Annotated in this window: 19 protein-coding genes and 1 pseudogene; 7 read left to right on the plus strand and 13 right to left on the minus strand. The window is 67.6% G+C overall.

All coding sequences use genetic code 11. From position 1 onward, the window contains the following. Window positions 1-4: 4 nt before the first annotated feature. Complete coding sequence (locus ACFPZI_RS26020; protein ID WP_381367529.1) at window positions 5-682, minus strand: DUF3000 domain-containing protein; 678 nt, start codon at window positions 680-682, stop codon at window positions 5-7. Between the two features lie 231 nt (window positions 683-913). Between ACFPZI_RS26020 and hemE the strand changes: the two genes are divergently transcribed. Together hemE and ACFPZI_RS26030 are read left to right on the plus strand one after the other, a co-directional pair. Further along, window positions 914-1,981, plus strand: a complete 1,068-nt coding sequence (gene hemE, locus ACFPZI_RS26025; protein WP_381367532.1) for a uroporphyrinogen decarboxylase — start codon at window positions 914-916, stop codon at window positions 1,979-1,981. 66 nt (window positions 1,982-2,047) lie between these two features. Continuing rightward, window positions 2,048-2,350, plus strand: coding sequence for a hypothetical protein (locus ACFPZI_RS26030; RefSeq protein WP_381367535.1), 303 nt, complete (start codon window positions 2,048-2,050; stop codon window positions 2,348-2,350). Window positions 2,351-2,395: 45 nt separating this feature from the next. Here ACFPZI_RS26030 and ACFPZI_RS26035 read toward each other — a convergent pair whose 3' ends face one another. Next, entirely contained in the window at window positions 2,396-2,530 is a 135-nt protein-coding gene (locus tag ACFPZI_RS26035) for a hypothetical protein (RefSeq protein ID WP_381367538.1), read from the minus strand. Window positions 2,531-3,084: 554 nt separating this feature from the next. Beyond that, window positions 3,085-3,348: a hypothetical protein gene (locus ACFPZI_RS26040; RefSeq protein ID WP_381367541.1), complete on the minus strand. Its 264-nt coding sequence runs from the start codon at window positions 3,346-3,348 to the stop codon at window positions 3,085-3,087. 9 nt (window positions 3,349-3,357) lie between these two features. Here ACFPZI_RS26040 and ACFPZI_RS26045 point away from each other — a divergent pair, with 9 nt between their 5' ends. Further along, a complete protein-coding gene (locus tag ACFPZI_RS26045; RefSeq protein WP_381367543.1) occupies window positions 3,358-4,161 on the plus strand; it encodes an SAM-dependent methyltransferase in 804 nt (267 codons plus the stop codon). Window positions 4,162-4,763: 602 nt separating this feature from the next. Here the strand turns inward: ACFPZI_RS26045 and ACFPZI_RS26050 are convergent. Beyond that, window positions 4,764-5,225 (minus strand): annotated as a pseudogene (locus ACFPZI_RS26050) (rhomboid family intramembrane serine protease); the annotation flags it as partial. Window positions 5,226-5,859: 634 nt separating this feature from the next. Between ACFPZI_RS26050 and ACFPZI_RS26055 the strand changes: the two are divergent. Continuing rightward, window positions 5,860-6,909, plus strand: a complete 1,050-nt coding sequence (locus ACFPZI_RS26055) for an IS110 family RNA-guided transposase (RefSeq protein ID WP_381367546.1) — start codon at window positions 5,860-5,862, stop codon at window positions 6,907-6,909. Between the two features lie 213 nt (window positions 6,910-7,122). On the opposite strand, the gene ACFPZI_RS26060 is transcribed toward ACFPZI_RS26055, so the two are convergent. From ACFPZI_RS26060 to ACFPZI_RS26070, 3 genes are all read right to left on the minus strand, one after another. Beyond that, window positions 7,123-8,505: an MmgE/PrpD family protein gene (locus ACFPZI_RS26060; protein ID WP_381367549.1), complete on the minus strand. Its 1,383-nt coding sequence runs from the start codon at window positions 8,503-8,505 to the stop codon at window positions 7,123-7,125. 34 nt (window positions 8,506-8,539) lie between these two features. Beyond that, window positions 8,540-9,970, minus strand: a complete 1,431-nt coding sequence (locus tag ACFPZI_RS26065; RefSeq protein ID WP_381367552.1) for an MFS transporter — start codon at window positions 9,968-9,970, stop codon at window positions 8,540-8,542. Window positions 9,971-10,277: 307 nt separating this feature from the next. Next, complete coding sequence (locus ACFPZI_RS26070; protein ID WP_381367555.1) at window positions 10,278-10,877, minus strand: hypothetical protein; 600 nt, start codon at window positions 10,875-10,877, stop codon at window positions 10,278-10,280. 51 nt (window positions 10,878-10,928) lie between these two features. Here ACFPZI_RS26070 and ACFPZI_RS26075 point away from each other — a divergent pair, with 51 nt between their 5' ends. The 3 genes from ACFPZI_RS26075 (at window position 10,929) to ACFPZI_RS26085 (ending at window position 12,076) form a co-directional block, all read left to right on the plus strand. Continuing rightward, window positions 10,929-11,156, plus strand: coding sequence for a hypothetical protein (locus ACFPZI_RS26075; protein ID WP_206188794.1), 228 nt, complete (start codon window positions 10,929-10,931; stop codon window positions 11,154-11,156). Window positions 11,157-11,413: 257 nt separating this feature from the next. After that, a complete protein-coding gene (locus tag ACFPZI_RS26080) occupies window positions 11,414-11,602 on the plus strand; it encodes a hypothetical protein (protein WP_381367558.1) in 189 nt (62 codons plus the stop codon). A 6-nt stretch (window positions 11,603-11,608) separates the two neighbouring features. Then, a complete protein-coding gene (locus ACFPZI_RS26085) occupies window positions 11,609-12,076 on the plus strand; it encodes a hypothetical protein (protein ID WP_381367561.1) in 468 nt (155 codons plus the stop codon). A 9-nt stretch (window positions 12,077-12,085) separates the two neighbouring features. Here the strand turns inward: ACFPZI_RS26085 and ACFPZI_RS26090 are convergent, their stop codons facing one another. The 6 genes from ACFPZI_RS26090 to ACFPZI_RS26115 form a co-directional block, all read right to left on the minus strand. Next, a complete protein-coding gene (locus ACFPZI_RS26090) occupies window positions 12,086-12,655 on the minus strand; it encodes a flavin reductase family protein (protein WP_381207684.1) in 570 nt (189 codons plus the stop codon). Between the two features lie 82 nt (window positions 12,656-12,737). Beyond that, complete coding sequence (locus ACFPZI_RS26095; RefSeq protein WP_381367565.1) at window positions 12,738-13,748, minus strand: alpha/beta fold hydrolase; 1,011 nt, start codon at window positions 13,746-13,748, stop codon at window positions 12,738-12,740. Window positions 13,749-13,758: 10 nt separating this feature from the next. After that, window positions 13,759-14,820: an LLM class flavin-dependent oxidoreductase gene (locus ACFPZI_RS26100; protein WP_381367568.1), complete on the minus strand. Its 1,062-nt coding sequence runs from the start codon at window positions 14,818-14,820 to the stop codon at window positions 13,759-13,761. A gap of 308 nt (window positions 14,821-15,128) precedes the next feature. Beyond that, on the minus strand, window positions 15,129-16,088 hold the full coding sequence (locus tag ACFPZI_RS26105) for an AraC family transcriptional regulator (RefSeq protein ID WP_381368077.1): 960 nt from the start codon (window positions 16,086-16,088) through the stop codon (window positions 15,129-15,131). Window positions 16,089-16,616: 528 nt separating this feature from the next. Then, entirely contained in the window at window positions 16,617-17,573 is a 957-nt protein-coding gene (locus tag ACFPZI_RS26110; RefSeq protein ID WP_381367571.1) for a dioxygenase family protein, read from the minus strand. Further along, window positions 17,570-18,625 (minus strand): maleylacetate reductase, encoded by a 1,056-nt coding sequence (locus ACFPZI_RS26115; protein ID WP_381367574.1) that lies wholly within the window; start codon window positions 18,623-18,625, stop codon window positions 17,570-17,572. The genes ACFPZI_RS26110 and ACFPZI_RS26115 overlap by 4 nt, the downstream gene beginning before the upstream one ends. Between the last annotated feature and the right edge of the window lie 49 nt (window positions 18,626-18,674).

Raw genomic sequence — 18,674 nt, forward strand, 5'->3', positions numbered from 1 at the left:
GGTCTCAGCGCGACTGCGGCCCCCTCCGCTGCGGCAGCGTCACCACCGACGCGTCCCCCGGAGCGGCCGGCGGCAGCCCGGCCACCTGCGCCAGCAGGTCGCACCAGGACACCAGATGCGTGGCCGTGTCCGGCACCCCGTCCGGGCCCTCCCGCGGCGTCCACGAGGCACGGATCTCGATCTGCGAGGCGGCAGGGCGCTCGGACAGCCCGCCGAAGTAGTGCGAACTCGCCCGCGTGACCGTGCCGCTCGGCTCGCCGTACGTCAGCCCGCGTGCCGCGAGCGCACCGGTCAGCCAGGACCAGCACACCTCCGGAAGCAGCGGATCCGCCGCCATCTCCGGCTCCAGTTCCGCGCGCACCAGCGTCACCAGCCGGAAGGTGCCCCGCCAGGCATCGTGCCCGGCCGGGTCGTGCAGCAACACCAGCCGGCCGTCGGCCAGGTCCTGGTCGCCGTCCACGACCGCCGCCTCCAGCGCGTACGCGTACGGGGCGAGCCGTTTGGGCGCCGGGGTGGTCTCCACTTCGATCTGCGGTCGGAGCCGCGCGCCCCGCAACGCGTCGACGGCGGTCCGGAAGGGCAGCGGGAGTGCCGTGTCCCCGAGCCCGAGATCCGCATCGGTGTCCTTCGCTTCGTCCATTCCGCCCGTGCCGTCCGACAGTCGTCCCTGAGCCGCAGCCATGCGGGGAAGGTTAAGCGGAAGCGGGCCCCGGCGCGGGGAGGGACACCCACGGCGGGAAACGGTGTCCGGATCGTGTCGCACCGGCGTGGCGCGGGGCGCGGTGTCCGGCGTGGCGTGAGGTGTGACGCCGGGGTGCCGAGGGGTGCGCCGCAGGGTGTGACGCACCACATGGCGCGGGCCTGTGCACGGGTGGCCTGCGGGGTCGCCGGCGGACCATGCGAGACTGGCCGGGTGAGTGCCAATGTCAGCCCGCGGGGCAAGCAGCCGACCCAGACGTACGACAGTGCCTTCCTCAAGGCGTGCCGGCGTGAGCCGGTGCCGCACACTCCGGTGTGGTTCATGCGGCAGGCGGGCCGCTCACTGCCGGAGTACCGCAAGGTGCGCGAGGGCATCGCGATGCTCGACTCCTGCATGCGCCCCGACCTCGTCGCCGAGATCACGCTCCAGCCGGTCCGTCGGCACCACGTCGACGCGGCGATCTACTTCAGCGACATCGTCGTCCCCCTCAAGGCCATCGGTATCGACCTCGACATCAAGCCCGGTATCGGTCCCGTCGTCGAGCAGCCCTTCCGCACCCGCGCCGACCTGGCCCGGCTGCGCGACCTCACCCCGGAGGACGTCTCCTACGTCACCGAGGCGTACGGCCTGCTGACCGCCGAGCTCGGCTCCACCCCGCTGATCGGCTTCGCGGGCGCCCCGTTCACCCTCGCCAGCTACCTCATCGAGGGCGGCCCGTCCCGCACCTACGAGAACGCCAAGGCGATGATGTACGGCGACCCGGAGCTCTGGGCCGACCTCCTCGACCGCCTCGCGGACATCACCGCCGCGTTCCTCACCGTGCAGCTCGAGGCCGGCGCCTCCGCGGTCCAGCTGTTCGACTCCTGGGCCGGCGCGCTCGCCCCGGCCGACTACCGGCGCTCGGTGCTGCCCGCCTCGGCCAAGGTCCTCGACACAGTGGCCGATTACGGCGTCCCCCGCATCCACTTCGGCGTCGGCACCGGCGAACTCCTCGGCCTGATGGGCGAGGCCGGCGCGGACGTCGTCGGCGTCGACTGGCGCGTCCCGCTGGACGAGGCCGTCCGCCGCGTCGGCCCCGGCAAGGCGCTCCAGGGCAACCTCGACCCGACCGTGCTGTTCGCCGGCACGCAGGCGGTGGAGGCGAAGGCCGACGAGGTGCTGGCCGCGGCCGAGGGCCTCGAGGGCCACATCTTCAACCTCGGTCACGGCGTCATGCCGAACACCGACGCCGACGCGCTGACCCGCCTCGTCGACCACGTCCACACCGTCACCGCCCGCTGACCACGGGGGTTCGACGCACTGGACCCGACAGGGAGCGGGGGAGGCCCGAAGACGATCGGTGAGCGGGTGCGTGAGCACATCCGCCTGGTCGCGCGGACGTCCCCCGCCGACTGGAACATCGCCGCGTTCTCCACCTGGAACCTGGCCAAGCTCGCCGACCACCTGGTCAAACGGCACGTGGTACCGGCGATCAGCCGGGAGAGCCCGGGGCGCATCCTGCGCGAGGGCAAGGTCTCCTGGCAGGCCGCCACGACCTGGAAGGCGTCCACCGACCCGGACTTCATCGCCAAGACGCACCGGGTCCTGGCCATGTGCGATACCCCGCCGACGGACGGCCGGGTGGTCTGCGTCGACGAGTCGGCCCGCTGAACCTGATGCTCGCAAGGACAGGACCTGGTGTCCGGCGGGACGCCATCACGGCGCGGGCCTGGCGATCTCGCGGGTGATGTCCGGGAAGTGACGGCGGAAGGTGGTGTTGCTCATGGAGAACTGCCGGGCCAAGGCGAGCACGCCAGGCCGCTGCCCGGTCTCCTCCGTGCGCCGCAGCATCTCACCCAAGGCTGGCAGAGAGGGCCACGCCGACTACCCCATCGACGCCTTCTCCCAGGTGCGAGCGCTCGTCACCCGACCAACGCCACAGCACGCCGTATCGGGGGAATGCCGATCTGCTCAGCCGAAACCTTCAAGCGAGGCACTCGGGAGCAGGCATTGGCTGCCGCAGAGCAGGCAGGGACGAGCGTGGCGCCCGTACATCCAGCGGGCATCAGGACGCCGAGCTGGATGCCGCGGGCCGTCACCGTCTCCTCCTGACGACCGGAAGCATGGCCTGGACCGCACTCCGCCGATCCCGCCGCGGAAAGGTCGGCAGGAAGGCAAAGGAACGTGCGGGCCCCACGCGGTCTGAGAGTGCGGTAAGTGATGGTCTAGCTAATTTCGCACCACTTCGTCCCAGTGGGTAGCAGGCCCCTGACCTCGGCTGTCGAGCCAAACCGGGGAGCCGGAGCCGTGCGCTCGGCCAGGGCGGCGATGTTGATCATTCGACCGCCGGAATCACCCCGTTATGGCATGTCATCACATCGGTGTGAAACGGCAGGAAACATCACTTACCGCACTCTGAGGTGAAGTCGTTGCTGTGTGGCGCTGCTGTCGAGGCGCATGTCGAGTGCCCCGGACAGGCCCGTGTCCGCCCGGCACCCCATGCGCAGCCGGGCGACGTCACGTCCGTCGCGCTGGGCGATGAGCACGCCGAGCTCGTGACGGCTGACGGCGTCCGGCCCGGCGACATGGAAGATGCCAGCCGAATCGGACTTGAGCAACGACCAGTGCGAACAGGGGAGTTGAGCGTAGAGAGGGCTACCGTATGTCATGCTTCGATCATGACTGACCGAGACGACTGGGGCAGAAGACTGCAGACCGATCGACCCCACTCAGCGCGTGTGTGGGACTACCTGCTCGGCGGAAAGAACCACTACCCGGTGGACAGCCAGGCCGGTGACCTGATCCTCCGGACCTTCCCCGAATTCGCAGCCATCGCCCGCGTGCAACGGCGCTTCCTGGTACGAGCGGTGCGGTTCCTGGCGCGCGACGCCGGGATCCGCCAGTTCCTCGACATCGGCACCGGGTTGCCCACCACCAACAACACCCACGAGGTCGCCCAAGGCATCGCGCCCGAAAGCAAGATCGTCTACGTGGACAACGATCCCATCGTCCTCGCCCACGCCGATGCGTTGTTGAGCAGTACGCCGGAAGGAAAGTGCGCCTACCTCGACGCCGATGTACGCGATCCGCAGAAGATCCTCACCCAGGCGGCTCGCACACTGGACTTCGACCAGCCCGTCGGCCTGATGCTGCTCAACATCATGGGTCAGGTCTCGGACGAGGGGGAGCCCGAGCGGATCGTGGCCGAGCTGATCGATGCTCTGCCCCGGGGCAGCTACGTGGCCCTGAGTGACGGCACGGCCACCAGCGAACCACTCAAGGTGGCCGTCGAGGCATACAACGCACAGTCCGTCAATACGTACCATCTGCGCTCGCCCGAGCACATCGGGAGCTTCCTGCAGGGGCTGCGACTGGTCGAACCAGGCTTGGTCAGGTCTGCCGACTGGCGCCCGGACCCCGACTCCGCGGACACCACTCAAGAGCAAGGCCACGCCGTCGGGGCGGTGGGCCTGAAGAAGTAGGAATTCCTCTCAGAGTGCGGTAAGTGATGTTTCCTGCCGTTTCACACCGATGTGATGACATGCCATAACGGGGTGATTCCGGCGGTCGAATGATCAACATCGCCGCCCTGGCCGAGCGCACGGCTCCGGCTCCCCGGTTTGGCTCGACAGCCGAGGTCAGGGGCCTGCTACCCACTGGGACGAAGTGGTGCGAAATTAGCTAGACCATCACTTACCGCACTCTCAGGTCGAACTTGCAGGGCCTGGGGCTGCCTGCTTGCGCGCCCCGGATCAGACAGGTCGAGCGGGAGGCGCCGCCGGTCAGGCCCGGCCGGAGGTTCTTCCACCTCCGGCCGCGCCGTAACTCCCGCTCCCGGCACCGAAGAGCACGCCACCTCGTCCATCCGGAGATCGCCTGGGAGATCGGTCAAGACGTCCAACATGCTTGGGGGCTCTTCGTGAGCCGGGCAGGACGCGGAGTTCATCGGGGTACTTACGGGGAGCAGGCATGAACGAGATCCTTCCGGGTCTTCGATGTCTCCATCAAACCCGGGGCGGGTTCATGTTGCTTATGTGAAATCTTTCAGGTTTCCCCTGGGTTGCCTGGCTCCTGGCGTGTGGCCCTACCAGGTCCGTCGTGTCTGCCGCCCGAAGCGGATGCCGCCCGGTTCGGGCGGTGGGGGAGTGCCCGGCTTGAGGGGCCAGGCGAGCAGCATGCCCACGACGAAGCCGACCACGTGGGCCGCGTAGGCCACCGTTCCGGCGCCGGTGACGCCCGCGCCGGAGGAGTAGGCCGCCTGCAGCAGGAACCACAGGCCCAGGACGATCCAGGCCGGCAGCCGCAGCGGCAGGAAGATCAGGAAGGGGACGAGGACCCAGACGCGTGCCCTCGGGTAGAGCACCAGGTAGGCGCCGAGGACGCCGGAGATGGCTCCCGAGGCGCCGATCAGGGGAGTGGTGGCGTCGGTGTTCGTGAGTGCGAATCCGTATGCGGACGCGTAGCCGCAGACGAGGTAGAACAGCAGGAAGCGCACATGCCCCATCCGGTCCTCGACGTTGTTGCCGAAGATCCACAGGATGGGCATTGCCGCAGGTCAGGTGCATGCTGGGTGAGCCAAGGTCAGCAAGTGGCCAGCAAGCGGCGAGCGGGAGGCCCCGCCCTGCTGACCGCGGGGCGCGTCAGCAGGACCGGGTCCGCTGGTCCACCCGTCCTTCGGAAGGTGTCGGTCCTTGGCTCGTCAGCTCGCCCGCGGCATGGGCTCCTTCTTCAAGCCCTGTGACTGCGCCAGGACCAGCCGTTGCCCGCACGCCTACCCCATCCGGTTTCGCGACGCTCGGGGAAAACAGCGAGAGGAGACCGGGTATCGGACCCAGGACGCGGCGGTCGAAAGGCTGACGAAGCTGTACGCCGACCGGAAGAAGACGGCTCCCTCGGTGGCGGAAGCACGACGCGAACTGGGGCAGCAGACGATTGAACCGCCGACTTATATGGGGGAAGCGGGACGCGGTCGGGTTGGCCGCTCGTAGCGTGCCGTAGGACGCCGGGCCGGGTGACTCGTGAACCGTCTGCCGCTCTTCGGGGCTGGCTCTCCCGGGGTATGTCGCCGGTCCGGTGTCCGTCCGCGGTCTGACTCAACAGAGGCGTGTCCCGGTCGTCTGGTTCCAAAAGTCGGCGTGTCGGCCGTGGCGCCCTGTCGACCGACCGTGAGGAACGTTGTCGTGATATTGCTCGGTGTCGATCCACACAAGTCCACCCACACCGCCACCGCCGTCGAGCCGGAATCGAACCTGCAGGCCGGGTCGATGCGGATCGAGGCGAGCCTGACGGATTACCGGCGGCTGCTGGCCTGGGCCAAGCGATGGCCGCAGCGCAAGTGGGCTGTGGAGAACGCCAACGGACTGGGCCGGCATCTTGCTCAGTGGCTCATCGCCCGCGGCGAGAGCGTCGTCGATATCCCTGCCGCGGCGACCAGCCGGGTGCGCGAACTCTCCCGCGGTGGGCGGCGCAAGAACGACCAGATCGACGCCGCGGCCGCAGCCACCGTCGCCTGTCTGCAGGGAGACGGACGGGACGTCGAGCCCGAGGATCACACCACGGCGCTGGCTCTCCTGGACGAACGGCGTGTGAACCTGGCCCAGGCCCGGGTCCGCACGGTCAACCAGCTCCACGCGCTGCTGCGTGACCTGCTGCCCGGCGGCGCCCCGACCCAGCTGTCCGCGGACCTGGCCACCAGGCTGCTGCGGTCGGTCCGTCCCGCCGGCGATGTCGAGACCGTCCGCAAGGACATCGCCTGGGACCTGGTCGCCGAGATCCGGAAACTGGACAAGCAGCTCACGGACAATGCTGCCCGGATGCAGAGCCTCGTGGAGGCATCGGGCAGCACACTGATGGACACCCCGGGCGTCGGGCCGGTCATGGCCGCTCGGCTGATCGGCCGCACCCGACGGGCTCACCGCTTCCCCACCTCGGCGGCATTTGCGAACTACGCCGGTGCTGCCCCGGTGGAGATCGCCAGCGCGGACAAGGCCCGCCACCGGCTCTCCCGCTCCGGCGACCGACAGCTCAACTCCGTCCTCCACACCATCGCGGTCGTGCAGATACGGATGCCGAAATCACCCGGACATGCCTACTACCAGCGGAAACTCTCCGAGGGTAAGACGCCGAAGGAAGCGAAGCGGTGCCTGAAACGCCGACTGGCCGACCATGTCTGGCGCGTCATGATCGCCGACGAGCGAAGGGCCAAGTCACTCCCCACGCAAGGGGCTTGACAAGACACAGAGGCACCCCGAGTTCCCGGGAGGCCGGTCCTGGCCGGGCCGGCGGCTGCGGGGCTGCCCCCACGTCCGTCAGAAGTCGCGTCACACTCGGCGGATCATCTGCGAAAACAAGGACTGACGATACCTCGGTCCCGACACCATGCTCCGGCCGATCCATCGGCAGAGGCATGGTGCCGGAGACGACGACTCAAGGAACTTCCATGCTCAGGCCGTTCTGTCGGCGTCGGCTTCCGGGCTGATCAGGTCCGCGACCAGATCCGTGACGTCGTCGAGTTCCTCCAGGGCCTTCAAGGACTCCATGAGCTTCTCGATCCGACTGTCCGGGAGCGGGTATGCCGTGGCAGCCAGGCAGTCTCGCAACCTGCGGTCGTGATTCTCCTGGGAGAGGGCGTTCCCCGGGAAGCCCGGCGCAATGTCGAGCCCGAAACGCTGCTCGGAACCCTGGCTGACGACGATGAGGTCAGCCGCGCTGTGGCCTCGGGTGTCAAGCGCAGGGTCTGCGGTGACGTGCACCCGAGCGGCCAGGTCACCGACCTCCTTCCCGGTCACGGCCGTCGGAGTGAAGTGCTCCAACCTGGAGGAGCCGTGGAGGAACGCGTTGGCGACGCAGAACCGAGCGCTGAACTGGCCGTCGACCCTCGGGTTGGTGCCGGGTGCGAACGGATGCCCCACCAGCCGGTAGGCGTACGGCGGGAGCACTACTTCGACCCGGTCGATCCGATCGGCGAGGATTCCCGACCGGCGAGCCTGCAGGGCCAGCTCGGTCACCCCTTGTGTGAGGCCGCAACTGGGGTATTTCTTGAACATCGTCCCCGTCAGCGCATAGTGATCGCCCAGCTCCTCGACGAAGGTGGTTGCGTCGACCTGGCCCCGCCCGTACAGGTGGGTGTACCCGTAGACGCCGTCCAGGAAGTTGTGGGGGCCGGTGAGCCCTCGCAGGGCCCAGAGCGCGCAGGTCACGCCTGCCTCGGCGGCCCAGCCCTGGATGAGTCGCACGGCGAGGGAGCCGTCCACGTTGCTCTGGAAGCTCCCGCCGGCGCGATTGAAGGCCAGGCCGAGGGCCGCCAGTAGCTGGTCTCCCGACAGTCCGAGGATGCGGCCGACCGTTGCGGTGGCGGCGAGCGGGGCGACAACGCCGGTCGGGTCCAAACCGTCGTACAGGGCCTCGGTCAGGTTGAGCCGCGATCCCAGTTCGGCGCCGACCGCGACGGCTGTGACGAACTCCTCGCCGCTGACCCCGCCGCGGAACTCGGCGGCGGCCAAGGCGGCGGGGACCAGCGAGGAGCCGAGGTGGAGGCCGGGTTCCATGGCGTCGCAGTAGTCGAGCGCACGAGCCATGACTCCGTTGAGCAGCGCAGCCGAGGCGGCCGGCAGGCGGTCTCCGTGGACGAGTGAGGTGGCCTGTGGGGCACCACCGTTCTCGAGCAGGAGTCCTCTCAGCTCTCGGCACCCGTCTTCACCGGCTCCGGCCACCGTGGTGCCGAGCACAGTGGTGATCATGGTGCGGACGATGCGTCGGGCTTCGAGGTCGATCTCGTCAAGTCGCGTCGACCGCACGAAGTCGATCAGCTGTTCCGTAGGGGACACCAGGGCTCCTCGCTGTGGAGAGTTTGTCGGGCGGTCAGGCCACCGTCGCGACGGACGGCGAACTCGGCCTGTGTTCCTCGGTGATCTCCTCCAGGGACTTGCCTGTGGTCTTGGGGCCGAAGATCCAGACCAGGACGGCCGTGACGACGTAGAGGGTGACGGACAGCAGGACGACGGCTGTGCCTCCGAAGTTGTCCAGGATCGCGATGCCGAGGAAGGGGATCGCGACGGCGCAGAGGCGTCCGGTGCCGTAGCAGAGCCCGATCGCGGTGGTGCGCAGTCTGGTGGGGAAGACCTCCGAGCCGTACATGTTGATGGAACTGGTCTGCACGTTGGAGAGGAACCCGATCGCGAAGCCCGCGGCCATGATCATCAGGCTGCCGATCCCGAAGCCGAAGAAGAGGCCGGCTGCGGCTGTGCCCAAACCGGTGGCGATGCAGACGGTCCGCCTTTCGTACCGCTCGGCGATGAGTGCGGCGGTGAACGCTCCGAGCGGGTATCCGATCGCCATGACAGCCGTGTAGAGCAGGGAGCTCTTCAGGTCGTAGCCCTTGTCGGCCAGCAGGAGCGGGGTGAGCGAGCTGAAGCCGTAGTAGGCGAGAACGTTGAGCGTCCACAGTGCGCCGGCGGCGATCATGGCTCTGCGAGCGCCGCGTTTGAAGAGGTCGGAGACCCGTGCTCGGTCCTCGCCCTGGTGCGCGGGTGCCTGGGACACGGTGACCGGCACGGGCGGAAGCGGCTTTCCGGTGCTCTCGGCGATCTCCTTCTCGATTTTGGTGATCAGCGCGTCGGCCTCGTCGAGGCGACCGACCGAGGCGAGCCAGCGGGGCGACTCGGGCAGACCACGGCGGAACCAGAGCAGGGCGAGGATGCCGCTGGAACCGATCACCAGCAGCCAGCGCCACCCGTCGATGAGGAAGTGACTCCCCGCAAGGGGGGCTCCGATGAGGGTGATCACCGGGTAGGCGAGGAAGGCCATGGTGAAGGCGTAGCCGATGTGGCGGCCTCGACGCTTCGGCGGGATGAACTCCGCGAGGTACGCCGGGATGAGGGCGGCCTCCGCGCCGGCGCCGATGCCGGCGATGAAGCGGCAGGCGACCAGCACCCAGAGGTTGGGGGCGAACGCGGCGACCAGGCTGAAGAACAGGTAGATGGTCAGGTTGATGAGGAACATGCGCCGTCGGCCGATTCGGTCGGCGAGGCGCCCCAGGGTCAGGGCGCCGAAGAACATGCCCAGGAACACCGAAGCGATGAGGCTGGCGGTTTCGAAGCTGTTGAGCTGCCACAGCGGGCCGAGGACCGCGGCGAGCACTCCGCCGAGGAAGACCTCGTAGTACTCGTAGAAGGCGCCGATCCCGACCAGCACGGTGAGTTTCCAGTGCCACCGGCCGACCGGCAGACGGTCGAGCCGCGCGGCCGGCGACGGTGCATCGGGAGCACCCGTGGCATGTGGGGTAGCAGTCACTGTGCGGCCTTTCAGGAGGAGGGGGACGCCGGTCTGCTTGACCGAGGGGTGGTGGGTGACGTGATGCCCCACCACCCTTCGGCGTGATCGTCGTCACCGATGGGCATCACTGTGACCCGGAATGCATTTCAGTGACATGTCGATTGCAGGTGACGTTCAACAGCTCGGTGTCAGACCCGGAATGAGGTCGGCCGGGGCGGCTGCGCAAGCGCGGTGACAGCGGCTCCGAGGCCCCGGGTGAGGGCGGCGTTCACCTCGACTGCGGTGGGATCGGTGAGTGTGGCGGCCAGGTGGGCGTCGGGGCGGATCACCCACACCTCGTCGGGCTTGATGCCCAGCGTCGCGGCGGTGCCCTCGGCAAGGTCCGCGCTGCGGTGCACGGGCACGGCACGGCCCAGGTCGAGCAGCTCCTGATGCAGCGTGTCACGACAAGCTGCTGGCCGGCGATCCGCTCGTCGAGCACCTGCTCGGTGCGGGTCTGGGAGAGGTTGACGAACGGCGGAAAGACGCTGCCGTCGTCGGTGTACTCGGTGTAGAAGAGTTCGTGCTCGCGGTAGAACGTGCGAGCACGGCTCCAGGTCAGCCCCTCCTGCGCGATCTGCCGTCCGGCTCCGTCGAGGGTGTCCCAGATGTCGAGGATGTCGCGCTGCTGGGCGATCGTCTTGGAGCCGACCGGATCGCGCTCGGGACGCTGGTCCAACACGATGGTGGACAGATCCGTTCGCTGTGCAGACCCCTTTGCCGCTGCCGACACCGAGCAGAAGGGCGCGATCGTCACGGCAGCGGTCTCGGCCGGGCTGATGTGGCGCTGCCCGAAGTGTCGGCGGACGAACCCCCGTGCCGCGACGAGCTGAGAGGGCCCCTGACGGCTGCCGCACCGCCGGCCAGCCAGCCAGCCGGAAAGCACGCAGGTGGCCGCTCTGCTCCCAGGGCAGTTCCCCGCGTTGGAGGGACCGCGATGATCAGCACGTACCCTCCCGCACCCCAGCACCTTCGGGCTGCGTGCCTGCATCCCGACGGCCATCTCATAGGAAACGTCAGCGCCGCGACGCTCCAGGTCTACCTGGACGACGACCTGGTCTACCGCAACGACGGCGACCGCTACCGGCTGCCTCCGGGGACGGCCCAGAAGAAGTGGCGTCGGACCGTACTTCATCACCGGCGCGGGGAGGCCGCGCGATCCTGAGCGACGCCCAGCGGGCCGCCGTCGGCTGGCCGACCAGCGCCTCCCTGGTCCGGCTCAGCCTCGTCGAGTACCGGGACGCCGCCGGCAATCCCCATACCATCAACGGCGACGACGGCCGCACCGGCCCCAGCATCGCCCCCACCTCACCACCGCTGGCAGCTCATAGGCACCCTCATGACTTCGCTCATCCTGTTTGACCACCACCTCGACGAGACCCCGCACCCACCTCGCCGACGCCCTCCCGCACCCCGGCGGACGTGGTAGCCGCGGACACGCTGGCAGCCTTCCGCGCAGCTCCGCACAACTCGCTCTCCTACGGCCTCGGCCTCGACTCGACAGCCCTACTTCTGGCAATCCTCGACGATCCCGCCAGCTTCGGCATCGCCGAGGACTTCTCCGAGCTGTCCGTGGTGACCGGTTTGACCGCTTCGAGATTCCCGACATGATCGCCGATGTCCAGGACCACGTGCTGCCCCGGCTCCGGCAGAAGGGTCGTCCGGTACGCGCAGGTCGCCCGCGCCGGGCGTCGGGAGGGAATCGGCGTCGAGGTCGTGTCCGACACCACGAATCCCGGGAAGGTGTTCAGCCGCGGCCAATGGACGCTCATGGGCGAGCTGGAGGCCAACGGCACGGTCCCCCAATACGCCGGCGGTCACCGGTGCAGCTTAAAATTCAAGGCCTCCCATATTGATCGCTTCCAGCTCGACCAGGCCGGCGGCCAGACGGCCGGCAAGCTCTTCGGCTGCAACGCCGACGAGTACAAGCGGGCGGCCGAAGCCAATAAGCACCAAACCCACCGCGCCAAGAAGGCCGGCACCCGGACCTCGGCGGTCGTTCGCAAGGTGACCGTCCCGCCAGGTCCAGCACGGCGTTCGCCGCAGTGGAGACAGCGGGGCCCGCGACCGAGACGGGGCTCGTGATGGCTCGTCTTACGAGCACACGGGCGGAAACAACGCCGCACCACCTTCACTGACCAACAGCAACGGGAGTCCCTGAGCAGTGCGGCCGTGGGAGTTGGCCAGTCGTCCCATCTCACTGTGGTGAAACACGAGGGGCAGCCGTGCACGGTCCGCCCGCAGCGCCTCGATTTTGAGCAAGACAATCACGTGGTCGCCGGCGTCGATCTCCTGGTAGACCGAGCAGTCGAACACGGCCGCGGCACCGTCGATGAATATCGCACCCTCGACGGTCCTCTTCCACCCAACATCGCGGAACCTGTCGCCCCGTCCCGCGAGGGCCCGGCAGGCCGCCGCCTGGTCCTCGGCGAAAATACTGATGCCCAACCGGGGCAGGTCCCGCAGGAAGGGCCACGTCGACGACGTCTTCTGCACGCAGACCGACACCAGGGCGGGGTCGAGGGAGACCGAGGTGAAGGAGCTCACGGCCATGCCAGCAGGCTCGTCCTCGATGCAGCCGCACACAGCCACGACACCGCTGGGGAAGCAGGCGAAGGCATGTCGCAGTTCGGTCGGGTCGGCCGACAACGGGCGCAAGTTCATAGGGATGTGTCCTTCATGGATTCACGGCCCGGCGTGACGGCGTCACGCCGGACGGGGCGGTCGACGCGTGGTCGAGGAAGGCCTAGGGCGTGAGAACGACGTGCTCGCTGACCCACGCGATGACGGCGTCAAGCACCTGGTCGTTGTTGCGTTCAAGCATCATGAGATGGCCGTTGCCGTGGATCCCGAGGTCACCAAGTCGAAGGTGGTCGACGTTCTCGCACCCGGCTTGGCGCAGGAAGGCGACGGTGCCGGCGTCCATGGGCCCGGCCAAGGACTGCTCGCCGGTGACGATCGCGATCGGCGTGTCGGTGAGGCCCGGCAGGCGACGGGGTGGGGCGGCTTGCAGTCGCATCGGAGGCTCCGAGTCGGTGGCCTGGACGTTGATCAGGTCGATTGCGGCGGCCAACGGTGCCGGGTCGTAGTTCATCCGGCAGGCGGCGAGCCCCCACGGGAGCGGGAACGGCCCGCTCGGACCCAGCGGCTCCAGTGCCACAATGGCCCGCACAAGGTCGGGCCGTTCGTCGGCCATCAGCCATCCAGCCGGGCCGCCGGCGGAGTTGGTGATGATGATGGCCGGACCGATCCGATCCAGGAGCTCCGCTCCTCGCCTCCGCATCAGCTCGTGGTCATGCGCAAGGTCGGGCATTGGTCCTTGGGAGGCCAGGAGCTGGGCGAGTGCGGGGTCGTCCGCGAGGCCGGTGCCTGGCCATTGGGTGTGCTCGGGGTTGTTCGCTCCGGCGAACATGACGCCGAGCGTCTCCACCGAGGAGGGCATCGGCGAGGGGCCGGTGATAGCGGGACGGACCGGGGAACGGCCCTGTCCCGGGCGGTCGAGGGTGTAGACGGAGAAGCCGCGCTGGAGCAGGAGCGTCCGCCAGCCGGGTCGGCCATCGGGAGTCGACATCCAGTCCAGGCCCTGGCCCCCACCACCGTGGATCAGGACGACCGGGTAAGCCTGCGTCTGCTCCTCCGGCACCTGGAAGTCGACAAAGAGTTGCGTGCCGTCGACAAGCGTCTGGCCCTCGCTCTCCTGGTACGTGACGCCGACCCAGAAGTACCCCTGCTGGGCGAGGCGCACAGCGCTCGTCACGGGCTTGGACTCAGCCTGCATTGCGCGCTCGCAGGACAGGCATGACCTCCCGCGCGAACAGGCGGGTCTGGTCGGGGGTGAAGGTCTCGACGAGCAGGCGGCGCGCGCCGGTTGCGTCGAGTGCCTCCTGGAGCTGGTCGATGATCTGGTCCGGCGTGCCGACTACCGTGAGTGCAGGGCGGTCCTTCTTCTTGTCAATCGCGAACTCGCCGTCGCTCTTGGGGACCGAGCGGCCGTTGGAGGCGTAGTGCGCCATGAACTGATTGAACGTGTTGGCGAAGACGTCACAGTTGGCTTCAGCCTCGGCCTCGGTCTCGCCGATCGCGATGAAGCGCTCCACCATCATGTTGGCCGCTGATCGATCGTGACCGTGCTCGTTGGAGACCTGGAGGTAGTAGTCAAGCGCCTCCTTGTGGGACTGGTCGGTGCCGAAGTTGCGCATCACGCTCCAGCCGTACCCGCCGGCGACCGCCATGCTTTCGAGGCTGCCGGATGCCAGCCAGATCGGGAACTCCTCCTGGAGCGGGCGGGTGGCGATCGAGGTCGGCCTCGTGACCTTGAAGTACTTGCCATCGAAGGTGACGTCGTGCTCGCTGAGCAGGAGTCGGACGAGCTCGAGGGACTCCAGCCATGCCTCCTTGAGATCCGCTTCGCTGAGGTCGCGCCCCAGCGCGATGCGTGCCTCGCCCGGCGCGCCTCGTCCGATGCCCAGCTCGAACCGACCGCCGCTAAGCAGGTCGAGGGTGCCGGCCTCCTCGGCCACCCGAATGGGGTTGTACAGCGGCAGGATCGTGACTGCCGTGCCGAGGCGGATCGTGCTGGTCTTCACGGCCGCCGCCGCGATCAGCAGGTGCGGCGAGGGACAGGTCATCAGTGGCGCATGGTGCTCGGTGACGGTCAGACCATCGAATCCGAGCTCTTCGGCGAGCTGGGCGAACTCGACGAAGTCGTCGATCTGCCGCTTCTGCCAGGTGGGGTTGTGCACATCCGGCACCCGGTCGGTGGTGTGCAGACCTAGACCGTACTGGTGTACGAACTTGATGCCGTTCATGTCGTCGCTGATGGCGCCCATCGATTGTGCTCCATTGTTTCTGGGATGTGTTGGGTGTCTCACGCTAGGAGGGTCTGGACGAACCTCCGATCCGCGTTGCGACGTGCCGATCCGTAATGCGACCCCAGTTGTGGGGGGCGATGACACTGCCCGTGGGCCGGAACGCAGTGGACTTGCCAGGGACAAGGCCGCAGGACCTGCCCTGGTCAGGGCAGGTCCTGCGGCCTTGTCCCTACGACTTGCTGCCTGCTGATCAGCAGAGCGGCTCCGCGGTCCCCCATGCGACTCACCCGCTCAGTACGCACTGCCGCGCATGCGCGGGGGCTGTCCTACCGGGTCGCAGACTCACGCAGAGTCACCAACGGCGGGACGCCATAGCGCTCCCGGTATGCGCCGGCGAAGCGAGGCACGTGGGTGAAACCCGAGCGGTAAGCGATCTCGGCGACCGTCTTCCCCGCCCCCGCAGCCAGGTCGTTGTGCGCATGCTCCAACCGAACCCGTTGCACGTATTCTCGCGGTGACAGGCCGACGTACTCGCGGAAATGTCGCTGCAGAGCCCGCGCGCTAACCCCCGCCACCGAGCAGAGCCGACTCAACGACAGATCGCCGGCAGGCTCTTGCTCGATGAGTTCGACCGCGCGCTTCAGTGACTGGGGGCGAAATCCATTGACCTGTCCTTGGTTGAGCCACTCCGAGTAGTTGTTCGGCTGGGCCAACAGCAGCCCCGTCATGAGGAAGTCTGGCCACGGGTTGGCTTCTGCTCCTACGGCGCTGAGGCCTGAGGCTTCATCCAAATCCTCCAGCAGCACCTTGACCCCCCTGACCCAGGATGCGAGGGCGGGTCGGGTCAGGTCCATGCCTATCTGGAACCGGATCGGCTTGGTGACCGGCCTGTCGAGCATCCGCTCGAGGTTCCGGTCCAGGGCGAAACGCTCGATGCCGACGTGCACTTGCGCGTACCCGTCGCTGAGGTGCATGCCGGCGACCATCTGCGGCGACAGAACCACCGCTCGCGTGGCCGAGCAGAGCGCCTGCTCATTGGCTACGGTCACCTGGTTGGTGCCTGCAAGCGCGAAGCTCACGACGTAGTTGGACTCTTGCCGAGTGAAATCGACGGCCAACTCGCTGCCGACGGTGTGGGCGTAGACGAGCTTCACTGGTCCGAGCGTGGTCGCCGAAAGCGACGCTCGCGTGATGGCGGCAAGTTGACGGCGAGGCGTCTTGAACTTGCATTCGGTGAGCCAAGCCGGGGCGCTCGCCTCGAGGGCCTCCAGCTCGGCGTCTTCCATCACGCTGAATCGGCGTAGCGGTGTCCTTGTCAGCAATCCTGCCCTGGTCGCCATTGGCAATGCTCACCTCTTCCGCCAACGCTCGGAGCCCGATCGTCAACGCTTGTATGACATGCATCGTAGAATAGCAAGGGCTTGTGGTCGTGTCGCGGGATCAAGGGTGCCTCGTGTGCCGAGGGCCTGGAGGCGCGAGGCGCTCAAACAACGGCCTACATCCTTCATCCACGCTGTGACGCACGCGTTGCAGATCGGACGCTGGCCGACCAGTGCAGGGACACGAGCGTTGACGTGGACCCACAGGAACACCACGTCGCCAACCGAACTGGCACCGACCTCCGTCGATGACATGTCGAGGTATTCCATCGCTCAGCTTGACAAGGCATTCGGTTTTGGTGTCCCACAAGCCTCTGATGAGTCTGTAGCGCAGGCCGGCGTGAAGTAGGTCTGTCAGCGCATAGATATCGCCCGCGGCCATTGCGGCACAACGAGCGGCTTCGGCGATTCGGACCTCGGTGAGGGAAGGAGCGTTCACGACCCAGTGGGGGCAAGGACGATGTCGAACCGGGTGCGGGTCCAGGTGCCCTCGACAACCCGTCCGTCAGGTGTGGGCGTGCCGGCCGACTGCTCGACGAAGTCCTTGATGAGGGACTCCTTGACCCCAAAGACGCTGTCCTTGTCGAGCAGATCGTCACCGGCGACGAAGATGTGGGTGACCAGCCGGCGGCACCCAGGTGCGGTGACCATGAAGTGGAGGTGGCTCGCCCGGTACGGCGAGCGACCGACGGCCTGCAACATCTTGCCCACCGGGCCGTCATACGGGATCGGGTACGGCGTCGGCGTGCCGCCCCAGAAGCGATAGGCGCCGTTCTCGTCGGCGAACAGGTGGGCGCGGGCGGCGACCCGGCCGTCCGCATACTGGACGTCATACAGGCCGTCCGCGTCGGCCTCCCACACTTCGATCCGAGCGCCGGGGAGGCGGTTGCCCTCGGTGTCGGTGACGGTGCCCTCAACCCAGCACGGCTGGCCGGCGGCTCCGAAGGACATGTCCTCGCCGTTCTGAATTTCCGGGGAACCCTCGACGAAGAACGGGCCCCACACGGTTGACTCGGTGGCGTCCTTGTACGCCTCGTTGTTGATCGCGATGGTCTGCATCGAGGCGCCCAAGGTGTCGGAGAGCAGAATGAACTCCTGGCGCTTGTCGTCAGTGATGTGCCCGACCGCGGTGAGGAACTTGATCGCTTCGCCCCACTCCTCCTCGGTCAACCGCACGTCGCGCAGGAACGCATGCAGGTGCTCTACCAGCGAAACCATGACTCGCTTCAGGCGCGGATCGGCACAGCCGTCGAAGGAGCGGATCACGCGCTGAAGTACGTCCTCCTCAATCTCCGCCTGGCGCGCTTTGACTGGCCGGCACGGGGTCTGTTGTTCGGCCTCGGCGTATTCGATCCGCTGGACAGCAGGGTTCCGGGCGTCGGTCGGGCTCATGCGGGTTCGCTTCCTTCCCAAGCCGCCCGCAGAAGGGCGGTGACGTTCTCGTGAGTGACTGGAGTCGGGTTGTTGACCGGGATCGCTCTGAGGAGCGGCGCAACCGCCTTCTCGAGCCCGCTCTCCGGCATGCCGAAGTCCTTGAGCGCCCTTGGTGCGTCGAGGGCTTTGCGCAACGCGGCGAGGCCCGCAGTGGCGGTCGGCGACCCAAATGCGGTCGCGATCCGGACATCAGCGTCAGCTGCGTTGGGTGAGTTGAAGGCCAGGACATACGGGAGTACGACAGCGTGCGTCTGTGCGTGCGGCAGGTTGAACATCCCACCCAGCACATGACAGATCTTGTGATGCATCCCCGACCCCGCGGAGGCGAAGGCGACCGCGGCCAGGTAGGCGCCGTAGAGCGTCTGCTCGATCCCCGCCATGCTCGCCGGGTCAGCTGCCACCACCGGCAGCCCCTCCGCCAGGCCGCGAATGCCCTCCTGCGCCAACGCCCGATCGATCGGGTCCGACCGCGGCCCCCACATCGAGTCCACACAATGCGCCATCGCGTTGAGCCCACTGGCCACAGTCATCTTTCCCGGCAGGCTGGTCAACAGCGAGGCGTCATAGACGATCGAGGCCGGCAAAACCTTGTTGTCCACACCGGTGGTCTTCGTCTCACCCTCGGTCAGGCCCCACACGCTGGTCGCCTCACTCCCGGCGTACGTCGTGGGAACGGCAATGATCGGCAGACCGGTTGTCATGGCCACCGCTTTCGCCAAGCCCGTTGTCGATCCGCCGCCAACCGACACCAGGACATCAGCTCCCGAGGTCTCTGCGGCCTCGCGCGCCCGGACAGCTACCTCAACAGGCACATGCATCACGACGTCCTCGTGCCGGAGCACGACCGGGAGCTTCTTCGCGATCGGGTCGACCAAGCCGGCTTCCCGCCCGGAGGCGATGAGCATGACCCTGCTGCATTTCAGTGCCGCCACCTCCGCCGCTACGGCCTCTGCGGCCGAGCTGGCGGCGAAGACGACACGCTGCGGCAGCGTCTCGTGAGTGAAGTTCATCAGTTTCTTTGGCTTCCTTCTTGTTTTGCGTCGTCCTTATGGCGTTCAA

This window comes from Streptomyces chlorus (assembly GCF_042655885.1).
Taxonomy (GTDB): domain Bacteria; phylum Actinomycetota; class Actinomycetes; order Streptomycetales; family Streptomycetaceae; genus Streptomyces; species Streptomyces chlorus.

What these genes read in the sequence shown, in the direction of transcription:
- ACFPZI_RS26020 (WP_381367529.1), bottom strand. Translation starts at nt 682, where the DNA reads ATGGCTGCGGCTCAGGGACGACTGTCGGACGGCACGGGCGGAATGGAC.
- ACFPZI_RS26035 (WP_381367538.1), bottom strand. Translation starts at nt 2,530, where the DNA reads ATGCTGCGGCGCACGGAGGAGACCGGGCAGCGGCCTGGCGTGCTCGCC.
- ACFPZI_RS26040 (WP_381367541.1), bottom strand. Translation starts at nt 3,348, where the DNA reads ATGACATACGGTAGCCCTCTCTACGCTCAACTCCCCTGTTCGCACTGG.
- ACFPZI_RS26045 (WP_381367543.1), top strand. Translation starts at nt 3,358, where the DNA reads ATGACTGACCGAGACGACTGGGGCAGAAGACTGCAGACCGATCGACCC.
- ACFPZI_RS26075 (WP_206188794.1), top strand. Translation starts at nt 10,929, where the DNA reads ATGATCAGCACGTACCCTCCCGCACCCCAGCACCTTCGGGCTGCGTGC.
- ACFPZI_RS26085 (WP_381367561.1), top strand. Translation starts at nt 11,609, where the DNA reads ATGTCCAGGACCACGTGCTGCCCCGGCTCCGGCAGAAGGGTCGTCCGG.
- ACFPZI_RS26090 (WP_381207684.1), bottom strand. Translation starts at nt 12,655, where the DNA reads ATGAACTTGCGCCCGTTGTCGGCCGACCCGACCGAACTGCGACATGCC.
- ACFPZI_RS26100 (WP_381367568.1), bottom strand. Translation starts at nt 14,820, where the DNA reads ATGGGCGCCATCAGCGACGACATGAACGGCATCAAGTTCGTACACCAG.
- ACFPZI_RS26105 (WP_381368077.1), bottom strand. Translation starts at nt 16,088, where the DNA reads ATGGAAGACGCCGAGCTGGAGGCCCTCGAGGCGAGCGCCCCGGCTTGG.
- ACFPZI_RS26110 (WP_381367571.1), bottom strand. Translation starts at nt 17,573, where the DNA reads ATGAGCCCGACCGACGCCCGGAACCCTGCTGTCCAGCGGATCGAATAC.
- ACFPZI_RS26115 (WP_381367574.1), bottom strand. Translation starts at nt 18,625, where the DNA reads ATGAACTTCACTCACGAGACGCTGCCGCAGCGTGTCGTCTTCGCCGCC.